Origin of the sequence: Pelistega indica, assembly GCF_000506865.1 — a bacterium.
GTDB classification, from domain to species: Bacteria; Pseudomonadota; Gammaproteobacteria; order Burkholderiales; family Burkholderiaceae_B; genus Taylorella; species Taylorella indica.
Window position 1 is genome coordinate 45,520 of the sequence record NZ_AYSV01000087.1, and the last position, 16,255, is coordinate 61,774.

Genomic DNA, 16,255 nt, shown 5'->3' on the forward strand with positions numbered 1-16,255 from the left:
TTTCAATATGTCACTAGACCAGATTCTTTATTATTTTAGTGTGTATATTCCGCCACTATTGTTTGCGATTACCTTGCATGAGGCATCGCATGGTTATGCTGCAAGATATTTTGGTGATAATACGGCTTATGTACTGGGAAGGGTGAGTTTAAATCCTATTAATCATATAGACCTAATAGGTACTGTAGTACTACCAGGTGTACTGATTTTAATGGGATCTGGTTTTATCTTCGGTTGGGCAAAGCCTGTTCCTGTGTCTATCGGTAATTTACGACGCCCTAAGCAAGATATGATTTATGTTGCATTAGCAGGGCCATTAGCTAATTTAGTGATGGCAACTCTTTGGGCTATTGTCTTGAAAGTTTGGGTGAGTGCTGAGATCTCTTCTGATGTACTTATCCATATGGCTTTATTTGGTATTAAGATTAATATTATATTAATGCTCTTTAATTTGATACCCATATTACCTTTGGATGGGGGACGAATTTTAGAAGGGTTGCTACCAACACGCTTATCCATGTCTTACGCCAAAATTGAGCCTTATGGCATGATGATTGTAGTGGCTTTGCTAGTATTCGGTGGCATTAATCGATTTCTTGTTGCAGGAGTCAATCTAATGGCTCAGCTCTTATTAGGGTTGGTAGGACTTTAATTTCGTTAAAATAGTGGGCTTATTAAATTGTAGGATTATTGTTGATGACTACTAAAATTTTGATTGTACGATCATCTTCGTTAGGTGACTTGATTTTTATGTTGCCAGCTATTTCAGATATTGCCAAACACGTTCCTGATGCGGAGATTGATTGGGTAGTCGAGGATGTTTTTAAGGAAATCCCACAGTGGCATCCAGCAATACATACTGTGATTCCGATTGCGCATCGAAAATGGCGCAAGTCATGGTGGTCAGCAGAAAATAGACGGGCACGGCAATTGTTTAAAAAAGAACTGGCTAACACACAATACGATATTGTGCTAGATATGCAAGCATTAATGAAGTCAGCGTGGGTAGTGCGGCATGCCAAAGGGAAAAAACATGGATTAGACTGGTCGTCAGCTAGAGAATCGTTTGCTTCTTTATTTTATGATATAAAACATAAGATTGATTTTTGGCAACCGGCTGTTAAACGCCAACGAGATTTAGCAAGTTTAGTATTTGGTTATCACTATGATGGCCCCCCTGATTTTGGTTTACAAAGATTTACTGACGGTGTAGAAACTCAAGATTATGCGGTGATTATGCCATCAGCAAGTCGGGATGATAAGTTATGGCCAGAGGATAACTGGCATGCTGTGTTTGATGTACTAAGTCAAAAAGGTTTGCGTCTAAAATTGTTGGCGGGCAATGAAAAAGAAAGTCAACGAGCTCAGGCTTTAATTAATGGCTATCCAAATGCAGAAGTGCTACCAAGAATGAGTCTAACAGACGTAGCAAAAGTTTTAGCACCAGCGCGTATCATGGTAGGGTTGGATAGTGGATTAACACATTTGTCGGCGGCATTGGGACGTGACACTATTGGTATTTATTCTGCATCTACACCTATTCGTACGCCATTAGTAGGCAGTGGTTTTACAGCAAGTTTGGGCGACAGAGGTGTGCCACCTAATCGTGATATGGTCATTAGTAAAATAGAACAGGCTCTTTCTTAATGAATCAGTTTTTATATACACTTTTATTGAGGCTAGCAAAGCCGATTATTCTAAACATCCTAGAGAAGAAAGCGAAGAAAGCGGGAGGTTTATGGGATATTCGTGGTAATGAAAGGTTCGGTATTTATCCTAAAAAGGAAAATATTAAACCAGTCTCAGAGCAAAGTGATTTTGACGTACGTGGACATCAATTTGAATTCAAAAATCCTATCTGGGTACATGCGGTTAGCCTAGGTGAAACAAGGGCAGCACAACCATTTGTCCGTATTTTGTTAGATCAAGGACATCCTGTTTTATTAACACACACGACAAGCACAGGTCGAGCACAAGGTGCGCGTCAATTCTCAGAAGATATTGGTGAGGGTCGGTTGGTACAGGCGTGGATGCCTTATGATCTACCAGAAGCTGTAGATGGTTTTTTGACACATTGGATGCCACGTTGTGGCATCCTCATTGAGCGAGAGGTATGGCCAAATATGGTACTATCTGCTGCATGTCAAAAAATACCAATGATTCTTGCGAGTGCTCGTTTTTCTGAAAGTTCCGCCAAGCAGGTTAAGCTTCTTGGAGGAGTATTATTAGAGGCTTATAAAAAGTTAAGTCTTATTTTGGCTCAAACCCAGCAAGATGCTGAACGCTTAGAGTCTATTGGTTTACCTATGCCAAAAGTTATAGGAAATTTGAAATTTGACGTAGATATTTCTATGCAACAAGTCGATTTGGGTGCTATGTTAAGGCAAAGTATAAATCGGCATGTTGTCGTCATTGCCAGCACCAGAGAGGGTGAAGAGCAAGTGTTTATTCAGGGAATTAGCCAGCTTAAGGCGGCTAATGCAAATGTAACAAACGAGGCTGACAAGCAATTGCTTCCACTGTATGTCATCATTCCTCGACACCCACAACGCTTTGCACAAGTGGAAGAAATCCTTAAAAAATCATCATTGACTTATGTTAGACGAACAGATAATCCTTCTGACAAAGATATACGACAAGCAGATGTTTTGTTTGGGGATTCTTTAGGCGAGATGTTTTATTATTATGGTTTGGCTGATGTAGCTATTATTGGAGGGAGTTTTGGTGATTTTGGAGGTCAAAATCATATTGAGGCATGTGCCGTTGGCGTACCTGTTATTGTAGGACCACATACAAAGAATTTTGAGAAAGCAGTTAATGATGCACTTATAGAGGGTGCTGCACGTAGAACAGATAGTGAGCATAATGCATTGTTGTTAGCGAATGCTTTATTAAATGATGATGAACAAAGAAAACAAATGGGGAAGGCAGGTAAACAATGGCTTACCCTGCATCAAGGTGTTAGTCAACGCCTTTACTCTATATTACACGCTTATTTAAATTAAATAATAAATGAATACAGTCTTTCTACCTAGTCCAGAGTTGATGCAAGAAAGTTTGCGTCAAAGCTTAGTTGAATTTGCCAGTGTTGAGTGGTTAAGCCAAATTAACTCAACGAATATTTTTTTATTACAAGCTGCTAAAGATGAGGATCAAGAAAGCTTTCGTCCAGCGTTAGTCGGTGCTCATTACCAGTCTTCTGGTAAAGGTAGATTAGGGAGAAAATGGGCTGGTGAGGCAGGGGCAACATTAATGTTTTCTTGTGCCTATGATGTTTTTTTGCCCGATAATAAATTGCCGATGTTAGCACCCATCGCCGGCATTGTTGCATGTGAAGAGTTACGTAAAACAGTAGGGGAAAAATTTCAATCTAGATTAACGATGAAATGGCCTAATGATATCCAGTATCAAGAGGCTAAATTATCTGGATTGTTGGTTGAAACGATTAGACCGAGCATTGCAAGGCAAACGCATAATCATCGTGTTGTAGTGGTAGGCATGGGAATGAATTTATTGCATGCCAAAGAATTAAGTGTCTCCTTGGGACGTAAAGTAGCAGATTGGACTTCTGTTATTCAAGATATGCATAAAAATGACACTGAAATTAATCAGTCAATTGCCATGTTAGTGGCACGTATTGCTAGGGCATGGCAAGAGGCATTTCAGCAATATGAAAAAGAAGGGTTTGATCCATTTGTAGCGCGTCATGCTAAATTAGATGCATTAGCTGGGCGAGTCATTGATGTTTGGCAAGATGATAAGTTTATTATGCAGGGTATTGCAAGAGGTTTGAATCACGAGGCGCATTTGTTAATAGAAATGAGTAATGGGCAAATATTTCCATTGTTGACGGGAGATATTACCGTCAGAGCCCATGAAACACAAGGCTGAGGCAAATAAATATGCAACAGAGTAAAGCGTTTGTACTACTCATTGATAGTGGCAATTCACGTATAAAATGCCGTGTGTTACGAGTGACAGTACAAGGCCTAGATACAGAAAATTATGTAGATGAATTTGTGCTGAATAATGATCAATATCATCTTTTTGAGCGAGAGTTAAAAAAGTTGCAACGTGTGTTTGGCAGAGCACTGGGTATCTTTGCTATTTCCGTTGCCTCTTTATCCTTGCGTACTAATCTAGACGAAATGTGTATCAAGGTTTTTAATCGATCAATAGAGTGGTTAAGAGTTGAGAAAAGTAGTTTATATTTAAATAATCATTATGATGTTCAGCAATTGGGTGTAGATAGATGGTATGGCGTTTTAGGAGCCTATCAACATTATTCGAGTATGTATCAACAGATGGTAGCAAATGATAAAACAGCTTTTCTATACATTAGTTTTGGTACTGCAACGACTATAGATGCTGTGGTTGGTAATGACTATCTGGGAGGAGTAATTCTGCCTGGTGTGCGGTTGATGCAAAAGAGCTTATATCATGGAACAGCACAATTACCAGATGTTCATGATCTAGTAATCTCTAAGGATATTTTTCCTAGAAATACACAAGAAGCAATTGAAACGGGTATCGTGAGAGCGCAAGCAGGTGCCGTGTTAAGGCAGATTCAAACTATACAACAATTTCATTGTTTGCCCCTACTTTATATAAGTGGTGGAGCAAGAAACAGTGTCATTACCGAAATCCAATCAGTGTTTTCAAATCAAGCTGATATTCCAAAAGTGATTGAACTAGAGGCACCTGTCTTAGATGGGCTCATGGCTTATATTGCGAGTCGTAATTTTTCTTGAATAATATTCTTGAGCATAACGAGCTTTCCGTGGAAGAAATGCCCTGCTGCAGGTATGATAGTTATAGGAACTTCCTTGTTTTCTAGCCAACGATAAGTATCTGTTAGAGGAATAACATCATCTTTTTCCCCATGAACCAATAATGCGTTACTAGGTAATTTTGTGTCACGATAGCTAAATCGCCATACGCCAGTCCCTAATAAAATCAGTTGTGTTGGTAACAATAAACCAGCATCTTCAATTTCAGCGTGAAGTTGAGCCGCTACAGCGCTTCCAAAGGAAAAACCACCTAAGACCCATGGCTGGATAAAGATATCAGGATATTTTTGTTGAATTTGTTGAACCATAGTAAGCATATCTAAGGTTTCACCATGAGCTTTATCAAATTGCCCCTCAGATTTGCCTACACCACGAAAATTTGGACGAAAAGCGACTAAACCATGAGCAACACAAGCTCTTGCTAATGTAGTCACTACTTTATTGGTGTTTGTGCCGTCAAATAGAGGATGAGGGTGAAGACATAGAGCCCACCCCTTGATAGGCGTATCAGCATCTGGCCAATCAATAGCGCATTCAATTGAACCAGCTTTTCCATCAAAAAAAATCGTTTCAGTACGCATTATTTATCTTTAATCAGTTGAATGTTTTGAGGTCTATATTCAATCGGTAAGCGATTATTTTGTGTAATCTTTGTTTCACTCGGCGTAAAACCAAACCAATTAGCACCTAATCCATACAAGATAACATTGAGAAGAATAAGGCTAAGTAAAAATTTAATCACGTTAATAACTTCCAATAATTCTTTTTTATTATTGTACAAGGTAAAAAGCTAAACAGTTTGTAAAATATTAATAACTTGATGAACATCATTAATAAGACGCACTATAATACTGAAATTGCTTATTTCTTTCTTTACTAGCATATGTTTACTTCTAACAAACCCAAAAAAAATAAATTACCCTTGATTCTTTTACTGCTTGTCCTTATCTTAGGTGGTGGATATGCTGTATTTAATTATTTATCAGACAAACAAGCATCCCAAGCTCAAGGTAGTAATAGCGGGCAGATTTCTAATGCCACTACAGTGACTCAGCCATTAGCTAATACCAACAACACACAAACAGGAACTACTGTTGCAATGGCTAATGATGGGCTTAAAGTGACATCATCAATCGTGCCGACGACACCACAAACACCAACCGTACAAAGTTTCTCTAATGTGGCTGTACCAACAGTAGATTCTTCAGCGTGGATGGTATTAGATGTGGATAGTGGTCAAATTATCGCCCAGCATAATGCGGACGAGAAATTAGCACCTGCCTCGTTGACTAAGTTATTGACGGCTAGTTTGACTTTTACGGCATTAGATAATCAACAACTCAATCTGGATCAACAAGTTGTAGTCTCTGAGCGTGCTTGGAAAACAGGTGGTTCACGTACATTTATTAAAGTAGACACGCAGGTGGCTATTAGTGATTTGTTACAAGGTATGATTGTACAGTCAGGTAATGATGCAACTATCCAATTGGCAGAAGTCGTAGGAGGTAGCGTTGAAGCGTTTGTTGAGAAAATGAATAAAGAGGCTAAAGCCTTTGGTATGGTTAATTCTAGTTTTGCTGACCCAACTGGTTTACCTTCTCCACAAACTTACACAACTGTGCGTGATTTGTCGCTATTGGCGCAACATATTATTAAAGATCATCCCAAGTATTTTCACTATTTCAGCCAACAGGAATTTACTTATAACAAAATTCGCCAACCAAACCGTAATGGTTTGTTGAGTAAAAATATCGGTGTAGATGGTCTAAAAACTGGACATACAGATGATGCTGGCTATTGCTTGATTTCTACAGCATTACGCGATGGTCGCCGAGTTCTTACTATTGTTATGGGCACAAAAAGTATGCGTGAAAGAGAGCGAATCAGCCAACAATTACTTGACTGGGCATATATGAATTTCGCTAACCATGTTGTTGCTCCAGCAGGTCTTCCTGTTGTTAGTCCTAGAGTGTATGAAGGCAAGGAGAAAACTGTTAACTTAGGTGCTAAGCAGGGTGTTGCGGTGACATTGCCACGTGGTCAAGAGCAAAATGTGCAGATGCTTACGCAATTAAGTCGAGAGTTAGTTGCCCCAATTAAAAAAGGTGATACTGTTGGGACAGTGCAATTTATTCTTAATGGTAAGGTATTAAAACAAGATACCTTAGTCGCACTTAATGATGTTGAGCAAGCAGGTTTCTTTGGACGTATGTGGGATAAACTTGTTAAGATGTTTTAAGGTTAAAAAATTTTAAGTAGCATAAAATGAACGATTTTTTTATACAAGGTATTACTCAGGATAGTAACGTTTATCTAAATGGTGAGTTTTTACCATTGAGTCAAGCCAAGATTTCAGTGCTTGACCGAGGTTTTATTTTTGGTGACGGTGTTTATGAAGTCGTACCTGGTTATAACCGTAAGCCATTTCGCCTAAAAGAGCATGTTGCTCGTTTAATGCGTAGTTTAGATAAAATTGAAATCCATACAGGTAAAGATGCGGCTTTTTGGGAAAAACTGATGTCAGATATGATTGCTGAGTCAGCTTGGGACGATAATTATGTGTACCTACAGGTAACTCGTGGTGTAGCAAAACGTGATCATCCGTTCCCTAATCCTGAGGTAACACCGACCATTTTTGCCATGACATCGCCGTTTAAGCGCTTAACAGAAGAAGAACGCAAGGTAGGTATCAAAGCGTTGAGTTTTTTAGACCAGCGTTGGTTACATTGTGATATTAAATCGATTTCTTTATTGGGTAATGTATTGGCGAAGCAATATGCTGTTTCTCATGGTGTACAGGATGTGGTACAGTTTAGAGATGGTTTAATGACAGAAGGTGCCTCAGCAAATATCTGGTTAGTGAAAAACGGTGATGTTGTGTGCGCCAAAACGAGATAACAGAATTTTAGAGGGTATCCGTTATAGTTTGCTTCAAGAGTTAGCGCAAAAAGTAGGCGTGCCTTTTGAAGAAAGAGACATTACTCAGTCAGAAGTAGAGCAGGCAGATGAATTGTTGTTGACCGCAGCGATGAGAGAAGTAGTCGCTATTACGACATATGATAATAAACCTGTTGGTGCAGGGGTGCCTGGACCAATTTTCCAAAAATTACGAAAAGCTTACGATGAGGTATTGGCAGCTTTATGAGTTCAATTAAAACACTAACGGCAGAGCAACTAGCAGAATTAACCAAGGGTGTTGATGTAAATAACCCATTCGCTTTAAAAGAAATTCCACCAGAAGAGTCCTTAATTGAGTATCCTTCTGACTTTCCTATTAAAGTAATGGCACATACGCACCCAGATTTAATTGATTTGTTGACAGCGTTAGTACTTGAGCATGATCCAGAGTTTGATAGGGAAACCATTGAAATACGCCCGAGTTCAAAAGGAAATTACACAGGGTTAACGTTTATTGTACGAGCTGTTTCACGTGAACAGTTAGATACAATTTATCAGAAATTACATGGACATGAACTCGTAAAAATTGTGTTATAGTGAGTGCTTTCCGTGCAAGTTAAACATTTCCCTGGCTTATCTGCTTATGAACCTCTGTTTGAGGAGATGCGACGGTTTACTGAGCAACGTCACGATGATACGGAAGATCAAATCTGGCAGGTGGAGCATCTGCCAGTTTATACCTTAGGCCAGGCAGGAAAGCCAGAGCATATCTTAAACGCTAATAATATTCCCGTTATTCGCACTAATCGTGGTGGTCAGGTTACCTATCATGGACCAGGGCAGGTTGTTTTATATCCCTTAATAAATTTACATCGAGCTCATTTATTTGTACGAGAATACGTTAATGTGCTAGAAGAGGCGATTATTCAAACATTAACACAGTTTGGAATAACGACGGCTCAGCGTAAAGAGGGGGCTCCTGGTGTATATGTTCCTATGCCAGAGGGTGATTTAGCTAAGATTGCCGCCTTAGGTGTTAAAGTATCTAATGGTTGCACTTATCATGGGTTAGCACTAAATGTCGCCATGGATTTGTCACCTTTTTATGGCATTAATCCATGTGGCTATGCCGGTTTACGAACCGTAGATATGAGAACGATGGGTGTTCAAGCTGAGTGGCAAGAAGTGGCTGATGTATTAACACAAAAATTAATGCTAATCCTTCCACAACACCATAGCAATTAGAAGCAGAATTTCTTATCAAGGAAATTCAATGAAAATGTCACAATATACCGACAGCCAAGTCATGGTGATTCTTAAACAAGCCCAAACTGATATGCCTGTCTGTGTCAGATTTGTGCCGAGTATGTTGGAGCAAATCATTGAATGGCGAGGGGCGAGGCAAGTCTACGCGCTTACGGTATGATATTAGTTAAGGCAAAAGTAATTTACGAAACGTTGGTTCAGCCAATACCTTAATGCAAGCAAGGCTACGTATCTTAGTGCCTTGATGACTCATCAGATTTGATTTAGCTAAATAATCCACTAAATACTCATTAATCGCTTCATAGACCTCAATTTCATAAGACTGTCGCTCTAATAAAGCTGATGCTGTCAGATACCAATCATCTTGTAATGCTGTCTGACCCGCATCTTTGCTAACCATACCAGCACAGCGTGCAATTGTCCAATATTCTAGGTCTTGGGGGACTAGATTGTGCGTATTAGCTATAGCTCCAAAACTTAAGCACAAAGAAAAAGCACAGACAATTAGCGTACTTTTAATACAATTAAATAAACTCATGGTAACTCCCATAAGTATGCTTCTTCAGGAACAAAACTACCATTGTCAGGACTTTCACTTAAATGACATGAGTCTGAACACTTCGTACCATTCCACAAAGTAATATGACCTTGAGCATCACCCCAACCTGTTCCTTTAACCACAAGAATACCTTTTTTATCTTTAAAATCGGTGTAACTGGGAGCCCCTTTTATAATTACCTCTGGTCGACCAAAAGTACTCTGAAAATATTCTATTGTTCCTACGACTCGATAAAGATACCACTGCCCATCGCGACCACTACTCATAGCAATATTCTGCTTTTTTGTTATCTGAAATCCTGTTTGATTCAAAACATGGCTAATACGAATAGGACAAGCATTATTAAATATTCCACTATCAATATTTGATTTTACTTTGCCCCCTATTAAATCCCCTACCATTTTTACAGGAACATTTACTGTTTCAAATGCCTGCCATGCTTCTCTAAACTTAGGTCTATTTACCATTTAATCCTCAATAATTTTAAAACGTAAATTATTGCTTATTAAGCGTTTTGAGAAATGTAGCAATAATGTATTAGATTATTTTTACAGAATTATTATATTTTTATTACTTATAATATATTTAATCTTGAGACCTATTGCACCACAGAATAATAAGCCTCCCCCATAGCGTATTCGGATGATCCGTCATTGCTCCAATAAATTTATTGACTTTTTAATAACTTAGCGGCTTCAATGGCAAAATAAGTCAATATACCGTCAGCACCAGCACGTTTAAATGCTAATAAAGACTCCATCATCACTTTGTCATGGTCTAACCAGCCATTTTGAGAGGCGGCTTTAATCATGGCATATTCGCCGCTGACTTGATAAGCGTAAGTAGGCATTTTGAAGTGATCTTTCACTTCACGCAGAATGTCCAAATAGGGCATGCCGGGCTTCACCATGACTAAATCAGCACCTTCTTTGATATCAGCAGCCACTTCTCTTAGGGCCTCATAACGATTTGCTGGATCGATTTGGTAAGTCATTTTGTTAGATTTACCTAAATTGCTAGCAGAGCCTACCGCATCTCTAAAAGGACCATAAAAGGCACTGGCGTATTTCGCTGAATAGGCCATGATGCGAGTATAGATAAAATTATTACTTTCTAAGGCATGACGGATAGCACCAATGCGACCGTCCATCATATCACTGGGCGCAACATAATCGGCACCAGCTTCTGCTTGTGTAAGGGCTTGTTGACATAATACTCTGACAGTTTCGTCATTTAATACATAGCCCTCATCATTTAAAATACCGTCTTGACCATGGCTAGTATATGGGTCAAGAGCCACATCACAAAGAATACCTAGCTCAGGAAATTCTTTTTTTAGTGCGCGTACGGTGCGAGGAATTAGCCCATCTGGATTTGTCGCTTCGATGCCGTCAGGTGTTTTTAAGCTATTTTCAATTGATGGAAATAAGGCTAATACAGGGATGCCGAGTTTCACACATTCTTCTGCAACGGGCAACAAAGTATCAATTGAGTAGCGTACAATGCCTGGCATTGATGGAATATCTTGCAAGCTACCCGTGCCTTCTTGCACAAATACGGGATAAATAAAATCATCTGTGCTTAATGTTGTTTCACGTACTAAGCGTCTAGAGAAATCATCCTTACGATTACGACGAGGACGACTGTATGGGAAATCAGGGGTAATAATACTCATTATTCTGCCTTTGGTTGTATCCAATTGATAATTTGCTCAGCAGTTTCATCAATACCAATACGGTTAGTTGCTGAGAAAGGAATAACTTTTAATGCGCCTATCTTTTGCAAATCCTTGGTCACGGCAAATACTGCACGCATGCGTTGCCCATAAGGAAGCTTATCGGCTTTGGTTAGCAGTACGAGCGTCGGAATACCTGAGGGTGCAATCCATTCTGCTAAACGTCGGTCTAATTCTGTCACCCCACGGCGAATATCAATCAACAAGACGATACCTGCGAGGGAGCGGCGATCTCTCAAATAAGCACCAAGAACATCGGCCCATTCTTCACGCGTATTTTGAGCAACAGAAGCATAGCCATAACCAGGTAAATCGACCAAAAAACCCATAGCGTGTTCAGGGCTATCTGGATTTGGAATGCCGAACATATTAATCAGACGGGTTCTACCAGGTGTTTTACTTGAAAAAGCGAGTTTTTTTTGATTTGCTAGTATATTGATCGCTGATGATTTGCCAACATTAGAGCGCCCGACAAAACAAACCTCGGGAACAGAGGCGTCAGGTAATTGATTCAGTTTTGCTGCTGAAACAAAGAACTTAGTTTGATGTAAAATTGACACAAGAGTCCTAACGTTAGTCAGTTATAAACCATTATTGTATAATATCCAGCATAAAAGTAAGTAAAATTACAGTAATCAGTTTATACTCATGTATTAAATGCTTATTTTTGGCTAAAATAAGTGGATATATTTGTATAGTAGTGTCAAAAATTTAAAGATGGATCGTTAATCGAGGGTCTAAATGAAACAGGTTTTTACTAAAGTTTTACTAGCAAGTGGTCTAGTAATGGGTTTAACAGCAGGTGCTGCACAAGCACAAAACGCGACTACACCAGATATTAAGCGTGGTGAAACTTTATTTACTCAGGGTGATGTACAACGTGGTATCTTGGCCTGTGTAGCCTGTCACGGACAAGCTGGTACGAGTGCCATAGCTATGTATCCACACTTAGCAGGTATGCCAGCGGGTTATATCGTTAGCCAACTCAAAAATTTCCAAGTCGCTGAGGGTGCAGATCGCAGTGCACGTATGAATATTGACGGTTCACCAACGGCAATGGCTCCTATCGTGGCTAAAATGACTGAGCAAGATATGAACGATTTAGCGGCATATATTTCTAAACAGAAATTATCTAAACCAGCTTTTGCTCAACATGCTGCTGATATAGAGTTTGTTCATCGTGGTCGTGAAATTTGGCGTGCAGGTATTCCTGAGCGCCATGTGCCTGCTTGTGCTTCCTGTCATGGTGCCGAAGGGCAAGGTATGCCAGAGCAATTCCCATTCTTGTCTGGTCAACATCCTGAATACATTCTTTCTCAATTGCATTCATTTGCAGAAGGTGCTCGTACACATGGTGGTGCCGAGAATATGATGGGTACAATTGCTAACCGTATGAGCAATGCCGATATGAAAGCTGTTGCAGATTATGCAGCAGGTATTCGCTAATTTTTTTAGATTTACAAAATAAAAGTTATCATGCTTTAAGTGGCATGATGGAGGGGATGCCGTCACGGTATCCCTTTGTTTTATGAAAATTTTATTGTAACAATGCAAAAATATAAACGTCGTTGGGGGGCAGAGCTGTTAGAACTATTTGGTTCAATGCGCTTTGCGATCTATTTGCTGATGATTATCTGTATTGCAAGTGCAATAGGCACTTTGTTAGAGCAGAATCGTGAAGAAATTTTTTATATAGACCGCTTCGGTACGTATTGGTACCAAGTATTTAGTAAATTTAGCGTTAGCCAGATTTATAATACTTGGTGGTTTCTTGTTGTCATGGCATTTTTGGTTATTTCGACTAGCTTATGTTTGATACGTAATGTTCCTAAGTTTGTTAAAGAAATGCGCTCTTTTAAAGAGTATGTTCGCCAAAGTAGTCTAAAAGCCTTTCCTCATAAAATTGATATCCAAACACCTTACACTGCTGACCAAGCAGTGAATATGTCCAAAGTCTGGCTTAAAAAACAAGGTTATGCCTTTAAAGAGAAAGTAGAAGGTGAGACAGTTCTCTTGGCCTCTAGAAAAGGTAGTTCGAATCGTCTAGGTTATATTTTTGCGCATTTAGCAATTGTAGTTATTTGTATTGGTGGCTTACTAGATAGTGAGCTACCTAATCGATTGCAAATTTGGTTTGAGCATAAACAGCCCATCCCGGCAGAGGCAAAATTTGTATCAGACTTGTCACCTGCCTCAAAATTTGGTGTGCATAATTTATCATTCCGTGGGAATGTTTCTATCAGTGAGGGTGATAGTTCTAATTATGCTTTATTGGCTCTAGGCGAAGACACTTTCTTGCAAAACTTGCCCTTCGATATCAAATTAAATAAATTTATTATCGAATATTACCAAATGAATGGTATGCCTAAGCGATTTGCAAGTGATGTAACTATTACCGACCATGAAACAGGTAAATCAGAGAACCAGATTATTGAAGTTAATCACCCCTACCAATTACATGGAGTCACCTTATATCAATCCAGTTTTAATGACGGTGGTTCAAAATTAACCTTAAAAACATATGCGTTGAAAGAAGACAAAGATCCGAACCTAGAGCTTAAAACGAGAGTGGGTCAAACTTCGGCGATTACAACTATGGTGGATGGAAAGCCACAAACATATCAATTAAGAGTGGATGACTTTAGACCAATTAATGTTGAAAATCTAAGTACACCTGAATCATTAGCAAAACCTAAAAATTTCCAAGAGCAAATTTTGGCTGTGACAGGAAGTGCAGCAAGTAAACATAATGCTAATTTGCATAATGTTGGGCCCTTGGTTAAATATACGCTGACTGATGATAAAAATCAGTCCGTACAATATCAAAACTATATGTTACCAGTGGAGTTAGATGGTAAGTTGGTATTTTTGATTGGTTTAAAATTACCTACAGATGCTGGGTTTAGTTATATTCGGATTCCTGCTGATGAAAAAACTTCTATGGATGAATTTTTTGCTTTAAAAGAGGCGCTAGAAAACCCAGAGATGCGTCTTAAAGCGGCACAAGCTTATGCTGCTAGAGTAGATGATCCAAGAATTGACCGTAAGAATATTGTCGCTTTGGCAGATAGGGCGTTAGGAATATTTGCTAAAAGTGGTTTTAAGGGTATTGATGATTATGTAGATGGCGTGGGTGTACCAGAAGCAGAACGAGTGCCTGCTAATATCCGTGAACCAATGAAAGGTATTTTACGTGATTACCTAGTGTTCTCTGCAATTGATTTACGTAATATGGCACGTGAAAAAATAGGCTTACCTGTGTTAAATTACGTTAATCAGGCCGATGCAGAAAAACAAGCGATGTGGTTTGACACAGCTATTCGTGCGTTATCAGATATTTCATTTTACCCTGCACCTGTGGTATTACAGTTAAAGACTTTCGAGCATATTCAAGGCACTGTTCTACAAGCAACACGCTCCCCTGGTAAATATGTTGTGTATTTAGGCTGTTTGTTTCTGATACTAGGTGTTTTTCAAATGTTTTATGTCAGGGAACGACGCTTATGGTTGTGGGTGGTACCTAGTGAGCACGGTAGTGAAATCAAGGCAGCTATGTCATCACAAAAACGAACAATGGATTTCTTGAAAGAGTTTGAGAAGTTCAAACAAGATTTTTCTGAGTTAGAAAGGAAATAATATGTCAGGACAAGTATTGGATCAACAAGGGGCTACTATGTATCCGTCAGATAAATGGATAGAGAAAGTCAATGGTGATAAGAATCTAGAAAAGACGATTAGATTGGACTGATGCTGTGTTTTTTGCTGTGCTTGTGGCGGCTGTGGGATATATTTTCTCTCAATGGTCACAAAAAATGGATATCTACGAGCAGGGTATTCTTGCTGTTGTACCAGTAATCTTAGTGTGGTTAGGCTGGTTATGGCGTCCATTAAGAACATTATTCCTAGGTGTATTTGTTATCACGTTATTTTCATTATGGTTATATGACGGTGATTTAGCAAATGCACAAAAAAAATTCTTACTCAAATATTTGATTTCTTCCCAGTCCGCTATTTTATGGATGTCTGCTTTGTTTTTTATGGCAACAGTGGCGTATTGGATTTCTTATTTTAGTCCTAAATTTGATTGGATGGGTAGTATCTTTACCTGGGCTGCAGTCGTATTAGGCTTTGTTGGATTATTAGTCCGTTGGCGTGAAGGGCATTTAATTGCTGCTGATATGGGACACATTCCTGTTAGTAACTTATATGAGGTATTTGTTTTATTCTGTTTAATTACAGCAATGTTCTACCTGTACTATGAAAAACGCTATAACACGAGGGCGTTGGGAGCATTCGTATTATTGGTGATTTCGTCTGCGGTGATTTTCTTGATGTGGTATACCTTTGAACGCGATGCGGCTACTATTGGACCGTTGAATAATGCGCTAAACAGTTGGTGGATGAAACTTCATGTTCCTGCTAATTTTATCGGCTATGGTACTTTTGCATTGTCAGCTATGGTAGGATTTGCATATTTAGTTAAGCATTACGCCAATACAAACTCATGGGCGAGTATGATCCCTTTGCTAATTATTGGTGCTGGTCTAATTGCTGAAGTATTTATTTTTGGTGATCGAGGTGGTGTATCGGTTTTCTGGGTAGTTTATTTTGGTATTAGTTTGGTGATTGTTGCTTTAATTTTGATGCTAAGAAAAAGAATTGCCGCACGCTTACCTTCGTTTGAAATACTAGATGATATTATGTATCGTGCGATTGCTGTTGGTTTTGCATTCTTTACCGTTGCAACTGTGTTAGGTGCATTCTGGGCGGCTGATGCGTGGGGGACATATTGGCAATGGGACCCTAAAGAGACTTGGGCATTGGTGGTATGGCTTAATTATGCCGCATGGTTGCATTTACGTCTAATGAAAGGGATGCGTGGTGTTGCTGCCGCTTATTGGGCATTAGCTGGCTTAGTGATTACAACCTTTGCATTTATTGGGGTAAATATTTTCTTATCTGGATTACATTCTTATGGTCAGCTGTAAGAAATAGTTGAAAAAGGAG

Annotated in this window: 17 protein-coding genes and 2 pseudogenes; 13 read left to right on the forward strand and 6 right to left on the reverse strand. The window is 39.1% G+C overall.

Annotated elements, in window-relative coordinates; genetic code table 11:
• Positions 1-7 precede the first annotated feature (7 nt).
• Genes V757_RS22170 through V757_RS0114255 form a run of 5 tightly spaced genes read left to right on the forward strand, consistent with a single transcriptional unit; the run spans position 8 to position 4,751 of the window.
• The gene (locus tag V757_RS22170) at positions 8-652 is read left to right on the forward strand and encodes a site-2 protease family protein (protein ID WP_023951246.1); all 645 of its coding nucleotides are present in this window, start codon (positions 8-10) and stop codon (positions 650-652) included.
• 44 nt (positions 653-696) lie between these two features.
• A complete protein-coding gene (gene waaC / locus V757_RS22175) occupies positions 697-1,647 on the forward strand; it encodes a lipopolysaccharide heptosyltransferase I (protein WP_023951248.1) in 951 nt (316 codons plus the stop codon).
• The gene (locus tag V757_RS22180; protein ID WP_023951249.1) at positions 1,647-3,005 is read left to right on the forward strand and encodes a 3-deoxy-D-manno-octulosonic acid transferase; all 1,359 of its coding nucleotides are present in this window, start codon (positions 1,647-1,649) and stop codon (positions 3,003-3,005) included. Before waaC ends, V757_RS22180 begins: the two co-directional genes overlap by 1 nt.
• A 7-nt stretch (positions 3,006-3,012) precedes the next feature.
• Positions 3,013-3,891 carry a biotin--[acetyl-CoA-carboxylase] ligase gene (locus V757_RS22185; RefSeq protein WP_023951251.1) on the forward strand — a complete coding sequence of 293 codons (879 nt, stop codon included), beginning with the start codon at positions 3,013-3,015 and terminating at the stop codon, positions 3,889-3,891.
• An 11-nt stretch (positions 3,892-3,902) separates the two neighbouring features.
• On the forward strand, positions 3,903-4,751 hold the full coding sequence (locus V757_RS0114255; RefSeq protein ID WP_023951253.1) for a type III pantothenate kinase: 849 nt from the start codon (positions 3,903-3,905) through the stop codon (positions 4,749-4,751).
• Here the strand turns inward: V757_RS0114255 and V757_RS22190 are convergent.
• Entirely contained in the window at positions 4,724-5,371 is a 648-nt protein-coding gene (locus V757_RS22190) for an alpha/beta hydrolase (protein WP_023951255.1), read from the reverse strand. The genes V757_RS0114255 and V757_RS22190 overlap by 28 nt on opposite strands.
• Positions 5,371-5,532: a hypothetical protein gene (locus tag V757_RS22195; RefSeq protein ID WP_023951257.1), complete on the reverse strand. Its 162-nt coding sequence runs from the start codon at positions 5,530-5,532 to the stop codon at positions 5,371-5,373. The genes V757_RS22190 and V757_RS22195 overlap by 1 nt, the downstream gene beginning before the upstream one ends.
• A gap of 141 nt (positions 5,533-5,673) precedes the next feature.
• Here V757_RS22195 and V757_RS22200 point away from each other — a divergent pair, with 141 nt between their 5' ends.
• The 5 genes and pseudogenes from V757_RS22200 (at position 5,674) to V757_RS28455 (ending at position 9,114) form a co-directional block, all read left to right on the forward strand.
• Entirely contained in the window at positions 5,674-7,029 is a 1,356-nt protein-coding gene (locus tag V757_RS22200; protein ID WP_023951259.1) for a D-alanyl-D-alanine carboxypeptidase family protein, read from the forward strand.
• Between the two features lie 26 nt (positions 7,030-7,055).
• Positions 7,056-7,935, forward strand: a pseudogene (locus V757_RS22205) (aminotransferase class IV).
• Positions 7,932-8,285 carry a DUF493 family protein gene (locus V757_RS29305; RefSeq protein WP_023951260.1) on the forward strand — a complete coding sequence of 118 codons (354 nt, stop codon included), beginning with the start codon at positions 7,932-7,934 and terminating at the stop codon, positions 8,283-8,285. Before V757_RS22205 ends, V757_RS29305 begins: the two are co-directional and overlap by 4 nt.
• Positions 8,286-8,297: 12 nt before the next feature.
• Positions 8,298-8,933 carry a lipoyl(octanoyl) transferase LipB gene (gene lipB / locus V757_RS22210; protein WP_023951262.1) on the forward strand — a complete coding sequence of 212 codons (636 nt, stop codon included), beginning with the start codon at positions 8,298-8,300 and terminating at the stop codon, positions 8,931-8,933.
• A gap of 28 nt (positions 8,934-8,961) precedes the next feature.
• Positions 8,962-9,114 carry a hypothetical protein gene (locus V757_RS28455; protein WP_023951264.1) on the forward strand — a complete coding sequence of 51 codons (153 nt, stop codon included), beginning with the start codon at positions 8,962-8,964 and terminating at the stop codon, positions 9,112-9,114.
• 6 nt (positions 9,115-9,120) lie between these two features.
• On the opposite strand, the gene V757_RS22215 is transcribed toward V757_RS28455, so the two are convergent.
• The 4 genes from V757_RS22215 to yihA form a co-directional block, all read right to left on the reverse strand.
• Positions 9,121-9,492: a hypothetical protein gene (locus V757_RS22215; RefSeq protein ID WP_023951266.1), complete on the reverse strand. Its 372-nt coding sequence runs from the start codon at positions 9,490-9,492 to the stop codon at positions 9,121-9,123.
• Positions 9,489-9,980: a type VI secretion system amidase effector protein Tae4 gene (locus tag V757_RS22220; protein WP_023951268.1), complete on the reverse strand. Its 492-nt coding sequence runs from the start codon at positions 9,978-9,980 to the stop codon at positions 9,489-9,491. Before V757_RS22220 ends, V757_RS22215 begins: the two co-directional genes overlap by 4 nt.
• A 200-nt stretch (positions 9,981-10,180) precedes the next feature.
• Complete coding sequence (hemB, locus tag V757_RS22225) at positions 10,181-11,188, reverse strand: porphobilinogen synthase (protein WP_031274621.1); 1,008 nt, start codon at positions 11,186-11,188, stop codon at positions 10,181-10,183.
• Positions 11,188-11,808, reverse strand: coding sequence for a ribosome biogenesis GTP-binding protein YihA/YsxC (gene yihA, locus V757_RS22230; protein WP_023951272.1), 621 nt, complete (start codon positions 11,806-11,808; stop codon positions 11,188-11,190). Before yihA ends, hemB begins: the two co-directional genes overlap by 1 nt.
• Before the next feature lie 181 nt (positions 11,809-11,989).
• Here yihA and V757_RS22235 point away from each other — a divergent pair, with 181 nt between their 5' ends.
• The 3 genes and pseudogenes from V757_RS22235 to ccsB form a co-directional block, all read left to right on the forward strand.
• Positions 11,990-12,694: a c-type cytochrome gene (locus tag V757_RS22235; protein WP_023951274.1), complete on the forward strand. Its 705-nt coding sequence runs from the start codon at positions 11,990-11,992 to the stop codon at positions 12,692-12,694.
• A gap of 102 nt (positions 12,695-12,796) precedes the next feature.
• Complete coding sequence (locus V757_RS22240; RefSeq protein WP_245587000.1) at positions 12,797-14,884, forward strand: cytochrome c biogenesis protein ResB; 2,088 nt, start codon at positions 12,797-12,799, stop codon at positions 14,882-14,884.
• Between the two features lie 101 nt (positions 14,885-14,985).
• Positions 14,986-16,236, forward strand: a pseudogene (gene ccsB / locus V757_RS22245) (c-type cytochrome biogenesis protein CcsB); the annotation flags it as partial.
• Positions 16,237-16,255 lie beyond the last annotated feature (19 nt).